We start from the raw sequence: 21,963 nt of genomic DNA on the forward strand, positions 1-21,963 counted from the left end.
CTTGGCGCGTTCCAAGCCCCCTCTCGCCCGCCTCATCTTGCGGCCCGGCCCAGGGCGCGTGACGATGGGGCAGGAGAACATTCATGCCCTTCACACCCCCGCACCACACCACCCAGCATTGGAACATCCAAAAGCCCGCAGCGCGCGGCACGGGCGGCATTGTCGCCAGCCAGGCCGCTGCCGGTGCCGAGGCGGGCGCCGAAATGCTGCGCATGGGCGGCACCGCCGCCGATGCCGCCGTGGCCACCGCCTTCACCCTCGCCGCCATGGAGCCGTGGAATTGCGGCCTGGGCGGCATTGGCTTCGCCCAGGTCATGCGCCCGGGTGGCCCGGCGGAAACCTTCGATTTCGGCCCCGTCTCGCCAAGCCGCCTGGACCCCGCCGCCTATCCGATGACGGGCAAGATCGCCTCCGACCTCTTCGCTTGGCCCGAGGTGGTGGATGATGTGAACGTCCATGGCCCGAAGAGTTTTTGCATCCCCTCGGCCGTCGCCGGCTATGCGCTGCTGCATGAGCGCTACGGCAAGCTGCCGATCAAGGATGTGCTGGCCCCGGCCGTGGCCTATGCCAAGCGCGGCCTGCCGCAGGATTGGTTCACCACGCTGAAAGTGGCCAATAGTGCTGCCATCCTGCGGCAATATCCCGAATCCGCGCGCATCTATTTGCCCAATGGCCTGCCGCCGGTGGCGCCCTATCAGGGCAGCCCGGGCTTCTTCCGCCAGGGCAATCTGCCCGATACGCTGGAGCGGCTGCAGCATGCCGGCCTGCGTGATTTCTATGCCGGCGACATCGCCCGCAGCATCGTCGCCGATACCCAGGCCATGGGCGGCTTCCTCACCGAGGCCGATCTGGCCAATTGCCAGGCCCGCGTGCTGCCCGCGCTGCAGGCCGAGTGGCGCGGCCGCACCCTGATGCTGGCCAATGGCCTCACCGCCGCACCCACCCTGATGGAAGTGCTGCGCCAAATGGCCGATGTGCCCTATGGCGCGGTGCCCGACGCCGTGTGGTACGCCGCCCTCGCCCGCGCCATGCGCGCCGCCTATGCCGACCGTCTGGCTGGGCTGGGCGATGCCGAGCCCGCCTCGGCCGAAAGCTGCACCACCCATCTCACCGTCGCCGATAAGGATGGTATGATGGTGGCCATGACCACGACCCTGCTCAGCTCCATGGGCAGCCGCGTGGTGCTGCCCGGCTCCGGCGTGCTGATGAATAATGGCATTATGTGGTTCGACCCCCGGCCCGAGGCGAAGAACGCCATAGCACCCTCCAAGCGTCCGCTATGCAATATGTGCCCGGTCATCGCCGTGCGCGACGGCGTGCCCGAGATCGCCACCGGCGCCTCGGGCGGGCGGCGCATCATGGCCTCGGTCTTCCAGTTGCTCAGCTATGTCGCCGATTTCGGCATGGACCCGGAAACGGCGGCGCATCACCCCAGGCTCGATGTCAGCAGCCCCGATGGGGTCACTGCCGATCTGCGCCTGGGTGCTGAGGTGCTGGCCGCCCTCGCCGCCGATGGCCCGGTGACCGAGGTTGACCATGCGGTGCTGCCGGTGAATTTCGCCTGCCCCAACCTGATCCAGCGCGGCCCCGATGGCATGGTGGGCATCACCGATGTGATGTCGCCCTGGTCGGCCGCGGTGGCGGCATAACCCTGCCGGAGGAGACCTCACCCGTCTGACGTGACGGGTGAGGCGGCCGGCCAGCAGCGCCTAGCAGCCTGTTCCATTCGCCTTGGCGCACTGCACAGGCTCTAACCTTTTGTTTGTCGAGCATTTTTATCCGCTCAAACGATTCCGTTTGAACGGATGATGCTCTAACGCCGATAGAACGGCACCGCCCCCTGGCTGCGAAGGGCATGGTCGGCGGCGAAGAGGTCAGCGTAATGCAGGATATGCGCCTCCGCCGTATCGCCATGGAAGGGCGCATCGGTGGCATGGGTGGCCACGGTTTCAATCACCTGCTGGGGAAAGCCGAGGTCACGCAGCAGCATCGCCCCCACCACGCCATGCGGCATGCGTTTGGCAAGCGGGGTCTTCTGCACCATGCCTGCCGCGTCGCGCGAGGAGAGCAGTGGCTTGTCCACATCATGCAGGATGAGAATGGGCAGCATGATCTCGGGATCGATGGCGCTGCCCCAATCCTGAACCGCGCGCGGCATCAGTGCCCGGCCAGCCTCGGTCACCTCATTGATGTGGCGCATCAGCGGATAGCCGGGCGCATTGGCCGAGAAGGGAATATCCTCCAGCGCCGCATAGAGGCTGGAGGTCCAGGTGGTGACCCAGGCAGTGATAATGCGCTCGGCTGTCTCTGGACTGACGGCATCCAGCCCGGCGAGCCAGGTGCGCACGGCGGCCCGCTGGTTGCCCGTGCCCTCTGTCAGCGTGAACATCTCACGCCAACCCCAGCGCCCATAACAACACACCCTTCTGGGCATGCAGCCGGTTCTCCGCCTCGTCAAACACCACGCTTTGCGGGCCGTCCATCACCTCATCGGTGATTTCCTCGCCGCGATGCGCCGGCAGGCAATGCATCACGATGGCGTCCGACGCCGCCGCCTTCAGCAGCTTCGCATTCAACTGATAACCCGCCAGCATATTGTGGCGCTGCCGGGCGGAGGCCTTGTCGTCGCTCATCGAGACCCAGGTATCCGTCACCACGCAGCGCGCGCCGGAAACGGCCTCGAACGGATCATTGGTCAGCTCGACGCGCGCGCCCTGGCCGCGCGCCCAGGCAATCAACTCGGCATTGGGTGCCAGCTCCGGCGGTGTGGCCACCCGCAGGGTGAAATCGAACCGCGCCGCCGCCTGAATAAAGCTCTGCGCCACGTTGTTGCCATCGCCCGTCCAGGCCACCACCTGGCCGGCAATCGGGCCGCGATGCTCCTCGAAGGTCATCACATCGGCCATCAACTGGCAGGGATGCGAGACATCGGTCAGGCCATTGATCACCGGCACGGTGGCGAATTCCGCCAATTCGCGCATCTTCTCCACCCGGTCGGTGCGCAGGATGATGGCATCGACATAGCGCGACAAAACCCGCGCCGTATCGGCCGGGGATTCACCACGGCCCAGCTGCGTATCCTTGCTGGACAGCGTGACCACATCGCCGCCCAACTGGCGGATACCCACCTCGAAACTCACCCGCGTGCGGGTGGAGGGTTTTTCGAAGATCATCGCGATATGCTTGCCGGCCAGCGGCTTTTCGAGCAACTCGCCCCGCTTGGCGCGATTGCCCAACTCCAGCATTCGGCGCAGCGACAGCGCGTCGATATCCATCAGCTCAAGAAAATGCCGTGGCCCTGGCGGTGGCACCGGCTTTAGCGCCGCACTCACTTCGCCGCCGCCTGGGCCTGTGAGGGACGCAGCCGGCGGCACATGCGCTCCAGCATTTCCAGCGCCGTGTCCACCTCAGCCTCACCAATAATCAGCGGCGGCGCCACGCGCAGCACATTCATGCCAGCCGCCACCGTCAGCAGCCCCTCGGCCACCGCGGCCGTCTGGGCATCACCATTGGAGAATTCCGGGCGGAGTTTCAGGCCCAGTAACAGGCCAGCGCCGCGCACATCCTCAATGATGTCAGCATTGGCGGCCTGCAAGGCCAAAAACCCGTGCCAAAGCTTGCGGGCAATCCCGTCCACCTGGGCGAGGAACCCATCGGCCAGAATCACATCCAGCACCGCATTGCCCGCAGCGCAGGCCAGCGGCCCGCCGCCATAGGTGGTGCCATGGGTGCCGGGCTTGAGGTGCTTGGCCACCTTTTCCTTGGCCATCACGGCGCCGAGCGGGAAGCCGCCGCCAATGCCCTTGGCCGCGCTCATCACATCCGGCTCGATGCCGGCCCATTGATGCGCCCAGAGTTTTCCGGAACGGCCCATGCCGGTCTGCACCTCGTCGAGCGCCAGCAGCAGCCCGTATTCGTCGCAAACCGCCCGCAGCTCCTGCAGGAAGCGCAGATCGGCCGGGCGCACGCCGCCCTCGCCCTGCACCGGCTCGATCATGATGCCGCCAATGCCCGGCGTGATGGCATCGCGCACCGCGTTCATATTGCCGAAGGGCACATGGGTGAAACCCTGCACCGCCGGGCCGAAGCCGGCGAGGTATTTCTCATTGCCGGTGGCCGAGAGCATGCCCAGGGTGCGGCCGTGAAACGCGCCCTCGAAGCAGATCACGCCAAAACGATCCGGGCTGCCATTCTCGGCGTGGTATTTGCGGACGGCCTTGACCATCCCCTCATTCGCCTCGGCGCCGGAATTGCAGAAGAAGACGCTATCGGCAAAGGAGGCGGCGACATGGCGCGCGGCCAATTGCTCGGCCTGCGGCACCCGATAAAGGTTGCTCACATGCATGACCTTGGCCGCCTGTTCGGCGATGGTCCGGGTCAGATGCGGGTGGCCATGGCCAATGGAGGAGGTGGCAATGCCGGCGCCGAAATCCAGGTACCGTCGGCCGTCCGTCGTCCACAGCCAAGCACCTTCACCACGCTCAAAAGCGAGGTCGGCACGGTTGTAGGTGGGCATCAGGGCGGGGATCACGCTGGAATTTCTCCCGAGGGCATTCCGCGCGAGGGGGCGGAATTGCTCCATCGAGGCGAAAGCAACGCACTATTGGGGAAAACCTGCCGCGCGTCAAAGCCCAAGACGCGCGGGTGGTATGATGTTTTCGCTTACGCCGGGTCACCCGTATCCGGCGCCAACCCCGCCGCCTCAATCCCGGCAATGCAGCACACCTCATCATTGGGCGAGGTATCGCCGCTGATCCCCACCGCGCCCAGCAGCACGTTATTCGCATCGCGCACCAGCACGCCGCCCTGCACCGGCACGGCGCGCCCACCCGTCAGGTCGCTCAGCGCATTGGTGAAGCCCGGGGCGCCCGCGGCGCGGCGCGCCAATTCACGCGTGCCAAAACCCATCGCCATCGCGCCATAGGCCTTGCCATGCGCCACATCCTGCCGCGCGATGGAGCAGCCATCCTCGCGCTTGAGCACCTTCATATGCCCGCCAGCATCGATCACGCAGACGGTCAGCGGCAGAAAGCCCATGGCATGGCCCTTGGCCAAAGCCGCATTGGCGATGACCTCGGCCTGGGCAAGGGTGAGGCCATTGATGGCGGCGGGGTGTGCGGGCTGGGCCAAGGCAGTCTCTCCGATTTGTTATCTCGCGCCTGTTTGGCGGCCCGCGAAAAACCTGTCCAGCGCTGCCCACGCCACAGCCGCGTGAATTTAAGGCCTTGATTGCGCCACAAGAGGGGGGGAGGTTCACGATATTGCAATTTCTTGCTGCCAGGATTCAACGATGCGGCCGCTGATCGGCATTTCCTGCTGCGTAAAAGGGTTCGGCATGTTCAACACGCCCAACCACGCAGCCTCTGACAGTTACGTGAAGGTCGTGCTCGGCCCCGTGGGTGGCCTTCCCATCCTGCTGCCCTGCTTCGGCCCCGATTGCGTGGCCGAGATTCTGGCGCGGGTCGATGGGCTGATCTTCACCGGCAGCCGCTCCAATGTCTGGCCCGAATATTACGGCGGCCCGCCGCATGCCGAGGGCACGCCCGAGGATCTGCGGCGCGACGAAACCACCCTGCCGCTCATCCGCGCCGCCATCGAGCATGGCGTGCCCATCCTCGCCATTTGCCGCGGCATGCAGGAGCTCAACGTCGCTCTCGGCGGCAGCCTGGACCAGCGCATCCAGGACCTGCCCGACCGTATCGACCACTCCACCCCCTCCGACCAGCACATCGCCCTCTCGCGCACCGCCAAGGCGCATGATGTCTCGCTGCTGCCCGGCACGCTGCTGGCCCAATTGGCCGGCAATAGGGACCGGATTCCGGTCAATTCACTGCACAACCAGGGCGTGCAGCACCTGGCGCCCCGCCTGGTGGCCGAAGCCTGGGCACCCGATGGCACGGTCGAGGCCGTACGCGTCGAAGGTGCGAAGAGCTTCGCCCATGGCGTGCAATGGCACCCCGAATATGATTGGGAGCGGGATAGCCTCTCGCATGACATCTTCGTCGCCTTCCGCCACGCCTGCACCGCCTGGGCGGAAGAAAAGCGCCGCGCCCCGCTGCAGGCCGCCGCCGAATAGCCGGAACTATCCCACAAAAGCGGCGAAACGCACCGCCGTCATCCCCGGTGCGGCGCGCAAATTGGGCATCACCAGCAGGCAATTGTCATGCGGGGTGCGGATTTCCGCTCCGCCATCCATCGCGATCAAGATTCCCGCCTGCCCAATCACCTCGCCGCCGCGAAACGGCCGGGTGAAGGCGAAATCCGCCCCGCGCGCCGTCACCGCCTCTGTCACCCGCGCCAGGCGCGCCGGTGGGCCAATCGGGGCAGCCATCGCCGGCCGCACACCGCAAATCCCCAACATCCGCCGGGCCACACGCTCCATCAGCGCGACAGTCTCCCGCTCCCAGTGATTGCCGGCCTCCAGTAGCACACCGCGTTGCCCCGCCTCGGCGGCATAATCAATCAGCCGCCGCCCGGCCTCATGCCCCGGGTCGGAAACCACCAACCCAGGCTCGCCCAGCGCCAGCGCCAACCCCTCGGAGCCAGGAGCCCCCACCAGCAGCAGCGGATCGGCCGGCCAGAGCATGGAATGCAGGTCGAGCACCACATCGGCGCTGTCCAGCAGCGGCCGCAGCACCCGCGCCCGGCGCAATTCCGCCGAGCGCCCCGCGCCATCCAGCATCTCAGGGTCCCAAACCCGATTGAGATCCTGCTCCAAAAACCGGCTCGCCGTTGGGTCCTGCGCATCAAACCGCGCATAGGCATCGAGATTGGCAAAGATCAGCGATAACCGCCCCGCCACCGGCCGCAATTCATGCCGCAACCACCGGTCCAGCACCACCGCGCCGCCAATCTCATTGCCATGGGTGAGGGCTACGACGCAGACATGCGGCCCCGGCGCCTCGGCGGCAAAACTCCAGGCGCCGCGCGCCGCATTGCCATCCATCCAGCGCCGAATATCCGGCGCGGCAATATGCACCGGCAGCCGCGGCCCCGGGCCACCGGCGGCCAGCGCGGTCAATGCCTCGTTCAGCGCGCCCGCCACGTGGTCTCGCTTTCCTGGCAAGGTTTCGGCAGGGTATTGGGCTGGTTCAGTGTGCGCGATCCTGGTCTTCCTCCAGGGCAGTGTAATGGCGAACCGGTGCTGCGCAATTGGGGGTCAGGTCATGGTGCCAAGGGTCGGAATTCTGGGGCTGCATCTGGAGGCCAATGCCTTCGCGCCGCCCACGCTGGAGGCGGATTTCCGCGCCCAATGCTGGGAAGAGGGCGAGACCATCACCCGCCTTGCCCGGGCCGAGACCTCGCATCTCCCCGCCGAAATGGCCGGCTTCTATCGCCGCATGGACGAAACCGGCCCCTGGGCCCCACAACCCATCGCCATCTGGGCCGCCCCGCCGGGCGGGCCGATCGACCAGGCGCTGTTCCTGCGCATGCTCGACGCCGCGCGCAGCGGGCTGCTCGCCGCCCTGCCGCTCGATGCCGTCTATGTCGCCAGCCACGGTGCCAGCAGCGCCACCGGCGATGAGGATAGCGATGGCAGCCTCCTCGCCATGATTCGCGCCGTGGTCGGCCCGCGCGTGCCCATCGTGGTCACCCATGACCTTCACTGCAATGTGAGCGAGCGCCTGGTCGCCGCCTGCGACAGCCTGATCGCCTATCGCACCAACCCCCATATCGACATGGCCGCCCGCGCCGCCGAGGCCGCCGATATGCTCCGCCTGCTGCTCAGCGGTACCCGGGTCTTCAAGGCCTTCCGCCGCCTGGCCATCACGCCCCCCTCCGTCACCCTGCTGACCGCCGAGGGCCCCTATGCCGACCTCATCCAGGACGCCGAGGCGCTGATGGGCGGCGAAGTCCTCAATGCCAGCGTGACCGGCGGCTTCGTCTTCAGCGACCTGCCCAAATGCGGCATGACGGTCAGCGCCACCGCACGCAGCCAGGCGGCAGCCGATGCCGCCGTCGAGCAACTGGCCAGCCGCGCCTGGAATGAGCGCCACCGCTACGTCGCCAATCTCACCAGCCTGGACGCAGCCCTCACCCGCGCCAAAACCACCAGCCAGACCCTCATCCTCGCCGATGTGGCCGACAACCCCGGCGGCGGCGGCCGGGGCAACACCGCCTGGCTGCTCCAGGCCCTGCACGAGGCCGCCATCCCCTCCGTGGTGCTGGGCCTTTTCGTCGACCCCGCCCTGGCCGCCGAGGCCCATGCCCTGGGCGAAGGCGCGCTCTTCGAGGCCCGCTTCAACCGAGACCCCAGCGAATTCAGCCTCCCCTTCACCGCCCGCGCCCGGGTGACCATGCTGACCGACGGAAAGGGCCAAGGCCGACGCGGCAATATGGCCGGCCGCCAATTCAACCTAGGCCCCGCCGCAAGGCTGACGCTGGAGGGCAGCGGCCTGGAGGTGGTGGTCATCAGCCTGCGCCGGCAATGCCATGAGCCTCGCACGCTGGAGATGCACGGCATCGACATCGCCGCCGCCCGCGTCGTGGTGCTGAAAAGCCGCGGCCATTTCCGCGCCGGTTTCGCCGAATTCGCCCCCAATGAGCGCATCCTCGAAGTCGACGCCCCGGGCCTGACCAGCCCGGTGCTCAGCCGCTTCGCCTGGAAGCGCCTGCCCCGCCCGGTCTTCCCAATAGACCCTACCCCTTGATCGCCATGGCGATATAATTCTGCCCGACATCGCGGCTGATGCCCCAATCGCCAATCCCAGCCATCGGCGCCATCCCGGCGATATCGGTCACCAGCGCTCCCACCGCCCGGGCATGCGCCGCCAATTCCGCCGGTTTGAGAAACCGCTTCCAATCATGCGTGCCCACCGGCAGCAGCCTCGCCACATATTCCGCGCCGAATTTCGCCACCAGCAGGCTCTTCGGCGTGCGGTTCAAGGTGGAGAGAAACAACCGCCCCCCCGGCCGCAGAACCGAGAGCGCATCGGCTAGAAATTCCTGCACATCGGCCACATGCTCCACCACCTCCAGCGCCACCACGGCGTCAAAAAGCGGCAAATCAGCCACCTGCTCCACGCCGCCCTGCCGATAATCAATGGCCAGCCGCCCCGCCGCCGCATGGGCGCGCGCGGCGGCGAGTGCGGCCGCCGCACGGTCCAGCCCCACCACATCCTTGCCGGCGCGGGCCAGCGCCTCGCTCGCCAGCCCAGCGCCGCAGCCGATATCGAGCACCCTCTGCCCCTCCATCCGCTGCAAAATCCACCCCGTGCGGGCCGGATTCATCGCGTGCAGCGGGCCCATCGGGCCGCGCGGGTCCCACCATTCAGCCGCGAGCCCGTCGAATTTGGCGATTTCCGAGGGAATGACCGTGCCTTGCATGCGTCCTGTGCTGCCTTTAAGGGAGCGGCCCACCCTGGACCGATCCTGAGATCATGCCAAAGATCGTGATGAAATTCGGCGGAACATCCGTCGCAGACCTAGACCGCATCCGCAATGTGGCGAGGCTGGTGAAAAAACAGCGTGACGCCGGCGATGAGGTCGCCGTGGTGGTCTCCGCCATGTCCGGCACCACCAATCATCTGGTGAAGCTGTGCAACGACCTCAACCCGCTGCATGACACCGCCGAATATGATGTGGTGGTCGCCACCGGTGAGCAGGTGACGATCGGCCTCCTGGCCATCGCCCTGCAAAGCCTGGGCACGCCCGCGCGCTCCTGGCAGGGCTGGCAAATCCCCATCCTGAGCGATGACGCCCATTCCAAGGCCCGGGTGGACAGCATCGATGGCCAAAAACTCCTCGCCGCCATGGCCCGGGGCGAGACGCCCATCATCGCCGGCTTCCAGGGAGTGACCGCCGATGGCCGCGTCACCACGCTGGGCCGTGGCGGCAGTGATCTCTCGGCGGTCGCCATCGCAGCCGCCATCAAGGCCGATCGCTGCGACATCTACACCGATGTGGATGGCATCTACACCACCGACCCGCGTGTGGTCCCGCGGGCCAGAAAGCTGGAAAAGATTTCCTTCGAGGAAATGCTGGAACTCGCCTCGGTCGGTGCCAAAGTGCTGCAGACCCGCAGCGTCGAAATGGCGATAAAGCATGGCGTGCGCATTCAGGTATTGAGCAGTTTCGCAGACAAGCCAGGTTCGCTGGTCGTTGGAGAGGACGAGATCGTGGAAAAGCTGGTGGTCTCCGGTGTGGCCTATTCGGTGGATGACGCGAAGGTGACGCTGCGGCGTGTGGCCGACCGGCCAGGTGTCGCCGCCATCCTCTTCGGCCGCCTGGCCGAGGCGCATGTCAATGTTGACATGATCGTGCAGAATCTAGGCGCCGATGGCACCACCGACATGACCTTCACGGTCGGCCGGGGCAATCTGGCGCAGGCCCGCGTGGCGCTCGAAGATGTCCGCGAAGCCCTGGGCTACCAGGAAGTCCTGACCGATCCGGCTGTCGCAAAAATCTCCGTGGTCGGCATCGGCATGCGCAGCCATGCCGGCGTGGCGGCGCGGATGTTCAAGGCGCTGAGCGAGCGCAACATCAACATCCAGGTCATCTCCACCAGCGAGATCAAGGTCAGTGTCCTGGTCGCCGCCGAATACAAGGAATTGGCGGTGCGCGCTCTGCACACCTGCTTTGGCCTCGATGGCGACGAGCCTCCCGCGGCCGGTGAAGGCCAATGAGCGCCCTCGATGGCCTGATGGCGCGTGGCGCCGCTGTGCTGGGTGCACGCTACGGCATTCTGGGCGGCGCCATGAGCTGGATTTCCGAGCGCAATCTGGTGGCGGCCCTGTCCAATGCCGGCGCCTTCGGCGTCATCGCCTGTGGTGCGATGCAGCCCACGCGGCTCGATGAGGAGATCACCGCAACAAAGGCGCTGGCCCATGCCCCTTTCGGCGTGAACCTCATCACCATGCACCCGCAGTTGATGGAACTCGTCGATGTCTGCATCGGCCACAAGGTGCCGGTGCTGGTCTTCGCCGGCGGCATTCCGCCGCGTGAGGCCATCCTGGCCGCCAAGGCCGGCGGCATGAAGGTCATCTGCTTCGCCCCCGCCGTGGCCCTGGCCAAGAAGCTGGTGCGCATGGATGTGGACGCGTTGGTGATCGAGGGCAGTGAGGCCGGCGGCCATATCGGCCCGGTCTCGCTCAACGTGCTCGCACAGGAAATTCTGCCGGTCATCCGCGAGGTGCCGGTCTTCGTTGCCGGCGGCATCGGCCGGGGTGAGGCCATGCTGGCTTATCTGGAAATGGGCGCTGCCGGCGTGCAGATGGGCACCCGCTTCGCCTGCGCCGCCGAGAGCATCGCGCATGAAAACTTCAAGAAGGCCTTCTTCCGCGCCTCGGCGCGTGATGCCGTGCCCACCGTGCAGCTTGACGAGAATTTCCCCGTCATCCCGGTGCGCGCGCTGAAGAACGAAGGCAGCCAGCGCTTTATCCGCCACCAGGCCGAGACCCTGGCGCGGTTTCAGTCCGGCGAACTGACGAAAGAGGCCGCCCAGCTCGATATCGAGCATTTCTGGGCCGGCGCGCTGCGCCGCGCGGTGGTCGAGGGCGATGTGCAGAATGGCAGCCTCATGGCCGGCCAATCCGTTGGCATGGTCACGCGTGAACAGCCAGTGGCCGAGATCATCGCCGAAATCATCGCCCAGGCCGAGGCTGCTCTGGCCGCACGGTCCGGCGCATGAACCAATCCCTGTCCGAGCCCCCTTCCTTCCGCAGTGCGGCATAGGCTACATGGCGCTGTGTCATTCACCATGAAACGCTTCAATCGAGCCGAGGCCCCGCCTAGCGCTGATGCCGCGCGTGTTGGTGAGGAGCTGCGCGACGCGCGAGAGGCCTCAGGTCTCTCCATTCAGGATATGAGCCAGGCGCTGCGCATCCGCCGCGTCTATCTCGTCGCCCTCGAAGAAGGCCGCATGCGCGACCTGCCCAGCCCGGCCTATGCCTGGGGCTTCGTGCGCAACTACGCCAATGCGCTGGGGCTGGATGCCGATGAGATGGTCCGCCGCTTCCGCGACAGTGCGGGCCCGGCTGTGCCCCGGCGGCATGATCTGATCTTCCCTGAGCCCGTGCCCGAGCGCGGCATGCCCACCGGAATCCTGGTGCTGGTGGGCGCGGTGCTGGCCATTGGCGCCTATATTGGCTGGTCAAACTGGTCCAGCCCGTCGAATCGCACGGTGGATGCCATCCCCGCCGTGCCGCCCCGGCTTGAGCGCGCCGCGCGTGAAGGCACCGCGGCGGGGCCGCCACCCCTGGCGGTGCCGGGCCTTGCTGCCAGTGGCAATGCGCTGCCCACCTCCACCGTCACCCTGCCCACGCCGGTGCAGGTGCCCATCGTGGTGCCAACCCCGCCGCCGCCGCCGGTGGTGCTCTCGCCCACCGATGTCAGCCGCATCACGCTCCGCTTCAAGGCCGAGAGCTGGGTGCAGGTGCGCTCCAGCAACCAGGGCGCAGCCCCCATCGTCGCCCGGGTATTCCGCGCCGGCGAGAGTTTCACCCCGCCCAACCAGCCGGGGCTCTCCGCCAATATCGCCATCGCGCCGGCGGTGGAGCTGCTCATCGATGGCCAGGTCACGGCTGGCTTGCTGAACACCACACCCGGAAGGCAAATTCTGCAACTCGACAATGTGATGCAGCGCCACACCCAGCCGGTACGTCCCACGCCGGCGGCGACCACAACGCCGCCCACGCCCTCAACCACCACGCCCTCGGCCAGCACGCCGACCGCCCCCGGCTCGGCTCCAACCACGCCGGCTCCGGCCAACACCGCGCCGGCACGGCCCCAGGGCGTCACCGCGCCCAATACGGCCGCGCCCAATTCGGCCGCGCCTGGGCCCGCCACCTCAGGGCCCTCCACGCCGGGCCCAGCCAGCACCTCGCCGCCGCGGCCTCAGGGCGCCACGCCCCCCACCCCCGCGCCGGCGGCGCCGCGCTGAACCCTGGGGGGGCAGACAGCCCCTATGCTGCCCCCACCCAGGCTTGATATGATCGCGGCGACCAAATGCCCTGGGCCGCACCGCGCGGCCCGGACTTCAGGAGCGTCTTGATGAGCAGCTACAGGCCCTATCAGCATATCGAGCGCCGCAAATCGCGCCAGATTCATGTCGGGCGGGTGCCGGTGGGGGGCGATGCGCCGATCTCGGTGCAGACCATGACCAATACCCTCACCTCGGACGCGGCGGCCACCATTGCCCAGATCCGCCTGGCCGAGATGGCCGGGGTGGACATCGTGCGGGTGAGCTGCCCCGATGAGGAGAGCACGGCGGCCCTGGCCGAGATCGTGCGCGAGGTGAATGTCCCCATCGTGGCGGATATCCATTTCCACTATAAACGCGCCATCGAGGCAGCCCAGGCTGGCGCCGCCTGCCTGCGCATCAACCCGGGCAATATCGGCTCCGCCGAGCGGGTGAAAGAGGTTATCCAGGCGGCGCGGGACCATGGCTGCTCCATCCGCATTGGCGTCAATGCCGGCTCGCTGGAGAAGCATCTGCTGGAGAAATACGGCGAACCTAACCCTGATGCGCTGGTGGAAAGCGCGCTGTGGCATGCCGATCATCTGCTGCAGAATGATTTCCACGAGTTCAAGATCAGCGTGAAGGCGTCCGACGTGTTCCTGGCGGTGGCGGCCTATCAGCAGCTGGCCGACCAATGCGACCACCCGCTGCATATCGGCATCACCGAGGCCGGGGGCTTGCGTACCGGCACGGTAAAATCGGCCATCGGCCTGGGCAACCTGCTTTGGGCCGGCATTGGCGATACGCTGCGCGTCTCCCTCTCGGCCGAGCCGGAGGAGGAGGTGAAGGTGGGCTGGGAGCTTCTGAAAGCCCTCAACCTGCGCAACCGCGGGGTAAAGGTCATCTCCTGCCCCTCCTGCGCCCGGCAGGGCTTCGATGTCATCCGCACGGTGCAGAAGCTCGAGGACAGGCTCGCCCATATCACCGCGCCGCTGACGCTGAGCATCATCGGCTGCGTGGTCAATGGCCCGGGCGAGGCGCTGATGACCGATATCGGCCTGACCGGCGGCGGCGCTGGCCGCCACATGGTCTATGCCGCCGGTAAGCAGAGCCACACCACCTCAAGCGATGAGATGGTGGAGCACCTGGTGAAGCTGGTGGAGGAAAAACTCGCCCAGAATGCGCTGGCCGAGAGCGAGGCGGTCTGAGGCGATGCGCCCTCGCCTTTATGACGTTTTCGTTGTAACCGCCGGCCGATCGATTATCTGACCGGTCGGATCGGGGATGTAATTTGGAAGATCAAGAGAATCTGCTGCGCCGGCTGCACGAACTGCGCAGCGAACATCGTGATCTCGACACGGTGATCTTCCGGATGGGCGATTCAATCGTGGATCAGTTGCAATTGCAGCGGCTGAAGAAGCGCAAGCTGAAACTGCGTGACGAGATCACCTGGATCGAGCGCAAACTGGTGCCCGATATCATCGCCTGACGTTCCGGGCGCAATACGATCAATGCCATAGCCTCAAACCCCGTGCCGTGCTTCACTCGCCTCATCGGGAGACTTCACATGCGGGACTTGGATATGTTGCGGCTTGAACGCCGCGTCGGCCTGTTGCTTGTTCCCCATGACGAAGGCCCGGGTGTCGCGGTGGGCGTGGCCCGCGATGCGGAATTGCTGCTGCGCCGCCAATCGGGCATGGCCAGCATCGAATTGCGCCAGCCTATCACGGCGCAAACCTGCTTTCGCATCGCCTCGGTCTCCAAGCAATTCACCTGTGCCGCCATCCTGATCCTGGCGGCGGAGGGCATGCTCTCGGTGCGTGACCCGGTGGGGCGATACCTGCCTGGGCTGCCTGGCTGGGCCGGGCATATCACGCTTGACCAATTGATGCGTAACACCGCTGGCCTGCGCGACATGCTGGAATTGCTGCGCGCCGGCGGGGTGGATCTCAGCCATTCAGTGCCGGCGGCTCAGATCGACCGGGCGATTGCCCGCAGCGAGGGGGTGAATTTCCCCGCCGGTGCGCGGTTTCTTTATTCCAATACCAATTTCTGGCTGCTGGGGCAGGTGATAGAGCGCGTATCGCGCATGGCCTTGGCGGATTTCCTGCAAGACAGAATTTTTCGCCCGCTGGGGATGACGCGCACCTGCCACACCCCCGATGTGATGACCCCGGTCGAGGGGCTGGCCACGGGCTATATGCCCAGCGGGGATGGCTTTGTTCGTGCCGGGCATGGCTTTGCGCTGGGCGGGGAGGGGGGCATGGTCTCGGGCGTGGAGGACCTCGCCCTGTGGGCCCGGGCGCTGAGCCTGAACCTGCTGGGCGGGGGCGTGCTGGAGCCGCAGATGGAGGTGCTGGCGCCTTTCACCAATGGCACCATGAATAGCTACGCCCGGGGTGTGGAGGTGGATGACTGGCGCGGGTTGAAGCTGGTCTCGCATGGCGGGCTGTGGCCTGGCTTCAAGACCGCCTTCATGCGCGTGCCGGCGCGGCGGCTGACGGTGATTGTCATCACCAATCATGGCGGGCTGGATGCCGGGGCGATGGGCATGGCGGTGCTGGAGGCGGCGCTGGAGGCCGAGCCGGTGCTCCACCCGGTGGCGGCGCTGCCGCTGCCCAGCGGTTGCCATGTGACCGAGGAGGGCGTGTCGCTCGACCTTTGGCTGGATGAGGCCGGGCGGCCGATGGCGCGGCAGCATGGCGTGGCCTTTGCCCTGGGCCCGCGCCAGGATGGCCGGCTGCATGCGCTGCGCGGGGGCTTCCGCTTCGCACTGGAAGCCCGTGATGGCGGCCATGTGTTGCATGGCGATGCCGGCCATAGCAGCCGGTTGAGGCGGGTGGAGCCGGGGCCGGGGCCGGATTTGGCCGGGCGGTTTCACTGTGCCGATCTGGACACCGCCTGGCACTTGGCGGGGGATGGCACCTGGCGGATTGACGGGCCGCTGGCCAAGGCGGGGCCGTTTCGCATTGAGGGGCTGGGCCAGGATCTGGCCCGGTTTCATATGCCGGGCCGGCTGTATGACCCCTGGTGGGATGTGCGGTTTGAGCGCGATGATGCCGGTGAGGTCACCACGCTGGTGGCCAGTGGCGCCCGCGCCTGGGGATTTCGCTTCGAGCGCGTGTAAGAGGAGATGAGTGTCGGTGCTGACAATTCTGGAGCCGGAAGGCCTTTACCCCGATAATAGCGTGGAGGAGCCGGTGCTGGCCGGGGGTGCGCGGGTGGTGCGTGGCGCTGCCGTGGCGGCGCTGGATGAATTGCCCGATGCGCTGTGCGAGCAGGCCGATGCGCTGATGACGCTGCGCATGGCGGTGCCGGCGGCGCAATTGGCTCGGTTTCCCAAGCTGCGCGTGGTGGTGCGCATGGGCGTGGGGTATGACCGGGTGGACCGGGCGGAATGCGCCCGGCGCGGGATCACCGTGTGCAATATTCCCGATTACGGCACTGAGGAGGTGGCGGATCATGCCATTTCGCTGGCGCTGGGGCTGCGGCGGGGGCTGTTCCTGCATCATGAGACGCAGCGGGCGAACCCGCCTGCGCATTGGGGGGTGATCAATACGCCCTTGATCCGTAGGCTTTCAGTGCAGCGTTTTGCCGTGCTGGGGCTGGGGCGGATTGGCACTGCGGTGGCGCTGCGGGCCAAGGCTTTTGGTTTTGACGTGGTGTTTTTTGACCCCTTCCTGCCCAATGGGGTGGACCGGGCCTTGGGCATCAGGCGGGCGCCTTCGCTGGCGGCGCTGATGGAGCAGGCGGATGTGCTGAGCATTCATGCGCCGCTGACGCGCAAGACCCGCGGCCTGGTGGGGGCGGCGGAGCTGGCCTCGCTGCCCAAGGGCGCAGTGGTGGTGAACACGGCGCGCGGGCCGATTATGGACCTTGAGGCGCTGGAGGCTGGGCTGCGCTCGGGCCATATTGCCGGGGCCGGGCTGGATGTGGTGCCGGTGGAGCCGCCGGTGGAGCCGGTGCCGAGCCTGATGCGAGCCTATCGCGCCCGGGAGGATTGGCTGCAGGGCCGGCTGGTGATCACCCCGCATAGCGCGTTTCACACCCCCGAGGCCTGGGATGATATCCGGCTGAAGGGCATTGAGACGGTGCGCGATGTGCTGGTGCTGGGGCTGCAGACCAATGTGATTGCGCCGGAGAGCGACTGAGGGCGGCGATTTGTGTTGTATTCGGACAAATACCATGGGTGGTGTGGTGGCGCGGTTGTTCCACCACATGTGGTGTTGAGGCCGGGATGCGGGTTTCAAACAGCGAATGGGATATTGGGATTTTTAGCCTAAATTGTCAATGAAAATCCGGGTTCGGCCGCGCCTGTGCGGGGGCTCAATATCGGACAGGCGGCTGCAAAACGAGCAGCGGGGGAAAACAAGATCGAGGGGCTTTGCCCCTCGAGCACCCCAGCAGGAAACTTAGTTTCCTGCACCTTCGATCAATTATTGATTTTAATATTCATCAAAGGTCCAGGAAAATCGTCGACACACATGTCGACCCTGGTGGGAGAGCGCGAAAGGGCAAAGCCCTTTCGCTCTTTTTCGCCACGCCTGCTCGGCTTTGGTGGCGGGGCTGATTGGCGCTGGCTCAGTAAAGCCCGCCCAGGCCGCTTTCCACCCGCGATGCCGCGCCCGCGCCCGAGGCCGTGCCATCCACCGGCTGGGCGGCGTTTTCCGTACCCGGCCGGAAGGCTTCCATGAGGCTTTGCCCATTGTCGAGCGTGACCCGCACCAGTGAGACGCCGGGCGGTGCGCGGAAGGGCACGGGGGGGGAGCCGCGCAGGGCGGCTTCCATCACATCGCGGAAAATCGGCGCCGCGTTCAGCCCGCCGGTCTCGTTATTGCCCAGGCTGCGCGGTTCGTCGAAGCCGAACCACACTGCCACCACCAGGTCTGGCGTGAAGCCGACGAACCAATTGTCCTTGTAGTCATCGGTCGTGCCGGTCTTGCCTGCCACTGGGCGGTTCAGCCCCTGGCCGGCGCGCCCGCCGGTGCCGCGCTGCACCGCGCCCTGGAGGATGTTCACGATCTGATAGGTGGCGATGGGGTCGGCGATTTGGCGGCGGTTTTCGGCGAGGGTGGGGGGGGCGCTGTCTGGTCCGCCATCGCAGCCCTGGCAGGCGCGCTGGTCACCGCGCCAGATCACCCGGCCGCGCTGGTCCTGCACGCTGTCGATCAGGCTGGGTTCCACCCGCCTGCCGCCATTGACGAAGCTGGCATAGGCCGACGCCATCCGCACCACCGTGGTCTCGCCCGCGCCGAGGCTCATGGCGAGGTAGGGCGGCATGTTGTTGATCACGCCAAAGCGGTTCGCCACATCAGAGACGCGGGCCATGGTGACCTGCTGGGCGATGCGCACCGTCACCAAATTGAGGCTGCGCTCCAGCGCCGAGCGCATGGTGACTGCCGCGCCCGATGAGCCGCCGCCGTAATTGCCCGGCCGCCAGACGCCTTGCGGCGTTGGGATTTCGACCGCGGTGTCCAAGAAGCGCTGATTGGGTGGGATGCCATCCTCGAGGGCGGGCAGATAGACGAAGGGTTTGAAGGAGCTGCCAGGCTGGCGCAGCGCCTGCGACGCCCGGTTGAACTGGCTGCGCTCGAAACTCCAGCCACCGGCCATGGCGAGGATGCGGCCGGTGGCGGGGTCGAGGGCGACGATGGCGGCTTCGGCCTCGGGCAATTGGCGCAGCAGGACGCGGCCCGGCCGTGCCGGGTTGGGCTCGACCAGCACCACATCGGAGGGGGTTAGGACATCGTTCATGCGGCGCGGGGCGGCGCCCAGGCGCAGGCCTGCCTGGGCTGGTCCGGGGAGAATGGGGCGGGCCCAGGCGGTATCGGCGAGGTCGATCACGCCGCTGCGGGCCTCCCAGGGCACGCGGGGATTGGCGCGTTCCAGCCAAGCCACCCGGGCCTCGCTATTGGTCACGCTTTGCACCACGGCCTGGCGCCAGGCGGGCAAGGCGCCGGGGGCGCGGGGCATGGCCTCCAGCGAGGCCTGCCATTCACTGGGGCCGAAGGGGATGCGCCCCACCGGGCCGCGCCAGCCGCCGCGCCGGCGGTCATAGGCCATGGTGCCGCGGCGCAGCGCCTCCTCGGCCGCGGCCTGCAGGGCGGGGTCGAGCGAGGTGCGCACCACGAGGCCGCCGCCGGCCGCCTGTTCGGGACCAAAGCGGGTGATGAGTTCGCGGCGCACATCCTCGGTAAAGTGTTGGCCGACCGGCACGGTATCGGGCCGGCGGGTGGGGCGGGCGAGCAGGGTTTCGGCGCGTGCCGTCTGGGCTTCGGCGGCGGTGATCGCGCCATCCTCGGCCATGCGCTCGATCACCCAGTTGCGGCGGATGCGGGCCGGCTCGGGGTGGCGCAAGGGGTTGTAATTATTGGGGGCCTTGGGAAGGGAGGCGAGGAAGGCCATCTCGCCGATGGTCAATTCATCCAGCGCCTTGTTGAAATAGGCCTGTGCTGCGGCGGCCACGCCATAGGCCTGGGCGCCCATGAAGATCTCGTTGAGGTAGATTTCGAGGATGCGTTCCTTGCTGAGGGTGCGTTCGAGGCGCAGTGCCAGCAGCGCCTCGCGCGCTTTGCGCAGCATCGTGCGGTCGCTGCCGACCAGCATGTTCTTGGCGACCTGCTGGGTGATGGTGGAGGCACCCTGCATGCGCCGGCCGGAGCCATAGGTCTGCGCCCAAGTGACCACGGCACGCACCATGCCTGCGGGGTCGATGCCCATATGCTCGCGGAAGCGCTGGTCCTCGGCGGAGATGAAGGCTTGTTGCAGCCGGGCGGGTATGGCCTCGATGGGGACGAAAACGCGGCGCTCATTGGCCAGTTCGGCCATTAATTGGCTGTCGGCGGCGTAGATGCGCGACATTTGCTGCGGCTGGTAATCGGCCAGCCAGCGGTAATCGGGCAGGGCGGCCTGCAATTGGTGGTAGAGCCCAAAGCCGGCCACGGCGCCGACCAGGGAGGTGCCGGCGGCCAGCAGCAGGAGCAGCCGGAAGATGCCAAAGCCGCGAAACCGCCGGCGGCGCGGCGCGGCCGGCGGGGGCGGCGCGGCCGGCCCCTGCGGCGCTGCGGCTTCTGGGTTCAGCGAGGGGGTGGCCATGGGGGTACCGGCTTGGAGCGGCGGGGGCTGCATCGGGGGCCTTTAGCACTGAATGTGGTGGCTTCGCATAGCGCAAAGCCGGGTGGCGCTATGTGGCCACCCGCCGGCCGAGGAAGGCATGCAGGCCCTCGGCCAGGGAAGCCGCCACCCGAGCGCGCCAGGCGGGGCGGTTGAGCATGGCCTCATCCATCGGGTGCGAGAGGAAGCCCACCTCGACGAGGGCGCTGGGCACATCGGGCGCCTTGAGCACGACGAAGCCGGCGCGGCGATGGGGGTTGGTCAAAAGCGGCACATCGCCCTGCATGGCCTGGACGGTCTTTCTGGCCACGCGCTCGCTGCCTTGGCTGGTTTCGGCGCGCATCAGGCTGAGCAGGATGCGCTGCACATCGGGTGAGACCGAGGGCAGGCGCAGGCCGCCGGCCTGATCGGCCAAATTTTCCCGGCGGGCGAGGGCGGCGGAGAAGGTGTCGGTGGCGGTTTCGGCCAGGGTATAGATGCTGGCGCCGCGGGCCTGGCCGGCATGGCCCGGGGGCGCGCTATCGGCATGGATGGAAAGGAAGAGCGCGGCCTGGGCCCGGCGCGCAATGGCCACACGCTCGGCCAGGGGGACGAAGACATCCCGCTCGCGGGTGAGGATGACGCGGGCGCGGCCGCTGGCCTGCAGCCTGCGGCGCAGCTCCTGCGCCATGGCGAGGACAATGCGCTTTTCCTGGGTGCCGGCGGCGCCGATGGCGCCTGGGTCTGCCCCGCCATGGCCAGGGTCGAGCACGATGAGCGGCAGGGCGGCGCGGCGCTCCTCGCCGGGCGGGCGGCGTTGCGCCATGGCTTCAGATGCGGTGCAGGCTGCCGCCAGGGCGGCGCCCAGGATCGAGCGGCGTGACGTCATGCAATGCCGCACCCCCCGTGCGACAGAGTGACCCTATACAATGTTGATGCGTTGTGCAGCAAAAATGTTCGCGTTCTGTGCCTGATGTTGATTCAGCTATTGCCCGACTGGCCTACCCTGTTATGGTGTAGTGCCCTGGTGATAGTTTTCGCGGGGCGCTGGATGTGGCCGTGCGGTCTTGCCCCGAAGGTGGGAGCGCTGCGCGAAATGTTTCGGCCTTCGGGTATGAACCCGATTTCGCCGGCACCCGCCCCGCCTTGCGCCCTGCCTGAAAGCGGCCCTGAGCCCGGTTCCGCAGATGGCCCCCGAAGGGCCGAGCGTTTCGGGCCCTTGGCCGCCATCGCGCGCCTGCCCGATGGTGGGCTTGTCCATGCAGCCTGCTGCGCGGGACGGGGCGCAACGCATGCCGGGCGCCGTCAATTGCGACGCGGTCGCCCGAATTCCCAGGAACGGTTCCCCGTTCCGCCCGAGACAAGGATTGCGCAACGCCGCCATGGCTTGCCGGACGCAACATTGCCGTTCCATCTCGGTCCCACCGACCCATTGCAGCCCTGTGCGCGCGCCATTGTGCCGCCTCGGCGCGGAGTTTTTAACACATGACCAAGCGGATGCTGATCGACGCATCCCACGCGGAAGAAACCCGCGTGGTGGTGATGGATGGTTCACGGCTTGAGGAATTCGACCTCGAGGCGGCCAATCGCCTTCCTCTGAAGGGCAATATCTACCTGGCCAAAGTGGTTCGGGTGGAGCCCAGCCTGCAGGCCGCCTTCGTGGAGTATGGTGGCAATCGCCATGGCTTCCTGGCGTTTTCGGAAATCCACCCGGATTACTATCAGATTCCGGTGGCTGATCGCCAGAAATTGATCGAGATGCAGGAGGCCGAGGCCCGCGAGGAGGCCGAGGAGGAGGAGCGCCAGGCCGCCCGCGCCGCCGAGCGCCGGGCCCGCAAGCTCGCCATTGCCGAGCAGCGCCGCACGGCCGAGGAAGGCTTGGCCCAGGCGCTGGAAGAGGCCATCCCTGAGGCTGCGGCCGAGGCGGGCGAGATTATGGCCAGCGACGCCCCGCTGGCTGAGGCTGCTTCGGA

18 protein-coding genes and 1 pseudogene are annotated in these 21,963 nt (G+C 67.0%); 11 read left to right on the forward strand and 8 right to left on the reverse strand.

Translation table 11 applies throughout. The annotated features are described in order from the left end of the window. Positions 1–83: 83 nt before the first annotated feature. Positions 84–1,649 carry a gamma-glutamyltransferase gene (locus tag ABWP84_RS10080; protein ID WP_353211893.1) on the forward strand — a complete coding sequence of 522 codons (1,566 nt, stop codon included), beginning with the start codon at positions 84–86 and terminating at the stop codon, positions 1,647–1,649. Positions 1,650–1,813: 164 nt separating this feature from the next. Here ABWP84_RS10080 and ABWP84_RS10085 read toward each other — a convergent pair whose 3' ends face one another. The 4 genes from ABWP84_RS10085 to ABWP84_RS10100 form a co-directional block, all read right to left on the reverse strand. Then, entirely contained in the window at positions 1,814–2,389 is a 576-nt protein-coding gene (locus ABWP84_RS10085; protein ID WP_353211894.1) for an HDIG domain-containing metalloprotein, read from the reverse strand. Between the two features lies 1 nt (position 2,390). Then, complete coding sequence (gene argF, locus ABWP84_RS10090) at positions 2,391–3,332, reverse strand: ornithine carbamoyltransferase (RefSeq protein WP_353211895.1); 942 nt, start codon at positions 3,330–3,332, stop codon at positions 2,391–2,393. After that, positions 3,329–4,531, reverse strand: coding sequence for an aspartate aminotransferase family protein (locus ABWP84_RS10095; protein ID WP_353211896.1), 1,203 nt, complete (start codon positions 4,529–4,531; stop codon positions 3,329–3,331). The genes argF and ABWP84_RS10095 overlap by 4 nt, the downstream gene beginning before the upstream one ends. Positions 4,532–4,662: 131 nt before the next feature. Further along, complete coding sequence (locus tag ABWP84_RS10100) at positions 4,663–5,130, reverse strand: heme-binding protein (RefSeq protein ID WP_353211897.1); 468 nt, start codon at positions 5,128–5,130, stop codon at positions 4,663–4,665. Between the two features lie 160 nt (positions 5,131–5,290). On the opposite strand from ABWP84_RS10100, the gene ABWP84_RS10105 reads away from it, so the two are divergent. After that, positions 5,291–6,076 carry a gamma-glutamyl-gamma-aminobutyrate hydrolase family protein gene (locus tag ABWP84_RS10105; protein ID WP_353211898.1) on the forward strand — a complete coding sequence of 262 codons (786 nt, stop codon included), beginning with the start codon at positions 5,291–5,293 and terminating at the stop codon, positions 6,074–6,076. Positions 6,077–6,082: 6 nt separating this feature from the next. On the opposite strand, the gene ABWP84_RS10110 is transcribed toward ABWP84_RS10105, so the two are convergent. Beyond that, positions 6,083–7,045, reverse strand: a complete 963-nt coding sequence (locus ABWP84_RS10110; RefSeq protein WP_353211899.1) for a succinylglutamate desuccinylase/aspartoacylase family protein — start codon at positions 7,043–7,045, stop codon at positions 6,083–6,085. A gap of 121 nt (positions 7,046–7,166) precedes the next feature. On the opposite strand from ABWP84_RS10110, the gene ABWP84_RS10115 reads away from it, so the two are divergent. Continuing rightward, positions 7,167–8,651: a M81 family metallopeptidase gene (locus ABWP84_RS10115; RefSeq protein ID WP_353211900.1), complete on the forward strand. Its 1,485-nt coding sequence runs from the start codon at positions 7,167–7,169 to the stop codon at positions 8,649–8,651. On the opposite strand, the gene ubiG is transcribed toward ABWP84_RS10115, so the two are convergent. Then, the gene (ubiG, locus tag ABWP84_RS10120; protein WP_353211901.1) at positions 8,641–9,327 is read right to left on the reverse strand and encodes a bifunctional 2-polyprenyl-6-hydroxyphenol methylase/3-demethylubiquinol 3-O-methyltransferase UbiG; all 687 of its coding nucleotides are present in this window, start codon (positions 9,325–9,327) and stop codon (positions 8,641–8,643) included. The two genes, ABWP84_RS10115 and ubiG, sit on opposite strands and share 11 nt — an antisense overlap. 53 nt (positions 9,328–9,380) lie before the next feature. On the opposite strand from ubiG, the gene ABWP84_RS10125 reads away from it, so the two are divergent. From ABWP84_RS10125 to ABWP84_RS10155, 7 genes are all read left to right on the forward strand, one after another. Beyond that, on the forward strand, positions 9,381–10,625 hold the full coding sequence (locus ABWP84_RS10125) for an aspartate kinase (RefSeq protein ID WP_353211902.1): 1,245 nt from the start codon (positions 9,381–9,383) through the stop codon (positions 10,623–10,625). Beyond that, positions 10,622–11,629, forward strand: a complete 1,008-nt coding sequence (locus tag ABWP84_RS10130) for a nitronate monooxygenase (RefSeq protein ID WP_353211903.1) — start codon at positions 10,622–10,624, stop codon at positions 11,627–11,629. The genes ABWP84_RS10125 and ABWP84_RS10130 overlap by 4 nt, the downstream gene beginning before the upstream one ends. 69 nt (positions 11,630–11,698) lie before the next feature. After that, complete coding sequence (locus tag ABWP84_RS10135) at positions 11,699–12,880, forward strand: RodZ domain-containing protein (RefSeq protein WP_353211904.1); 1,182 nt, start codon at positions 11,699–11,701, stop codon at positions 12,878–12,880. 110 nt (positions 12,881–12,990) lie between these two features. Beyond that, positions 12,991–14,106 carry a flavodoxin-dependent (E)-4-hydroxy-3-methylbut-2-enyl-diphosphate synthase gene (ispG, locus tag ABWP84_RS10140; RefSeq protein ID WP_353211905.1) on the forward strand — a complete coding sequence of 372 codons (1,116 nt, stop codon included), beginning with the start codon at positions 12,991–12,993 and terminating at the stop codon, positions 14,104–14,106. 83 nt (positions 14,107–14,189) lie between these two features. Next, positions 14,190–14,387, forward strand: a complete 198-nt coding sequence (locus tag ABWP84_RS10145; RefSeq protein WP_353211906.1) for a DUF465 domain-containing protein — start codon at positions 14,190–14,192, stop codon at positions 14,385–14,387. A 78-nt stretch (positions 14,388–14,465) separates the two neighbouring features. After that, positions 14,466–16,025, forward strand: a complete 1,560-nt coding sequence (locus ABWP84_RS10150) for a serine hydrolase domain-containing protein (RefSeq protein WP_353211907.1) — start codon at positions 14,466–14,468, stop codon at positions 16,023–16,025. Between the two features lie 10 nt (positions 16,026–16,035). Further along, positions 16,036–17,049 carry a C-terminal binding protein gene (locus tag ABWP84_RS10155; protein WP_353211908.1) on the forward strand — a complete coding sequence of 338 codons (1,014 nt, stop codon included), beginning with the start codon at positions 16,036–16,038 and terminating at the stop codon, positions 17,047–17,049. A 430-nt stretch (positions 17,050–17,479) separates the two neighbouring features. On the opposite strand, the gene ABWP84_RS10160 is transcribed toward ABWP84_RS10155, so the two are convergent. Next, positions 17,480–19,993, reverse strand: coding sequence for a PBP1A family penicillin-binding protein (locus tag ABWP84_RS10160; RefSeq protein WP_353211909.1), 2,514 nt, complete (start codon positions 19,991–19,993; stop codon positions 17,480–17,482). A gap of 88 nt (positions 19,994–20,081) precedes the next feature. Further along, complete coding sequence (locus ABWP84_RS10165) at positions 20,082–20,879, reverse strand: N-acetylmuramoyl-L-alanine amidase (RefSeq protein WP_353211910.1); 798 nt, start codon at positions 20,877–20,879, stop codon at positions 20,082–20,084. Positions 20,880–21,475: 596 nt separating this feature from the next. Here ABWP84_RS10165 and ABWP84_RS10170 point away from each other — a divergent pair. Next, positions 21,476–21,963 (forward strand): annotated as a pseudogene (locus ABWP84_RS10170) (ribonuclease E/G); the annotation flags it as partial.

The sequence above is a fragment of the Rhodovarius sp. genome (genome assembly GCF_040399605.1).
Lineage (GTDB): Bacteria > Pseudomonadota > Alphaproteobacteria > Acetobacterales > Acetobacteraceae > Rhodovarius > Rhodovarius crocodyli_A.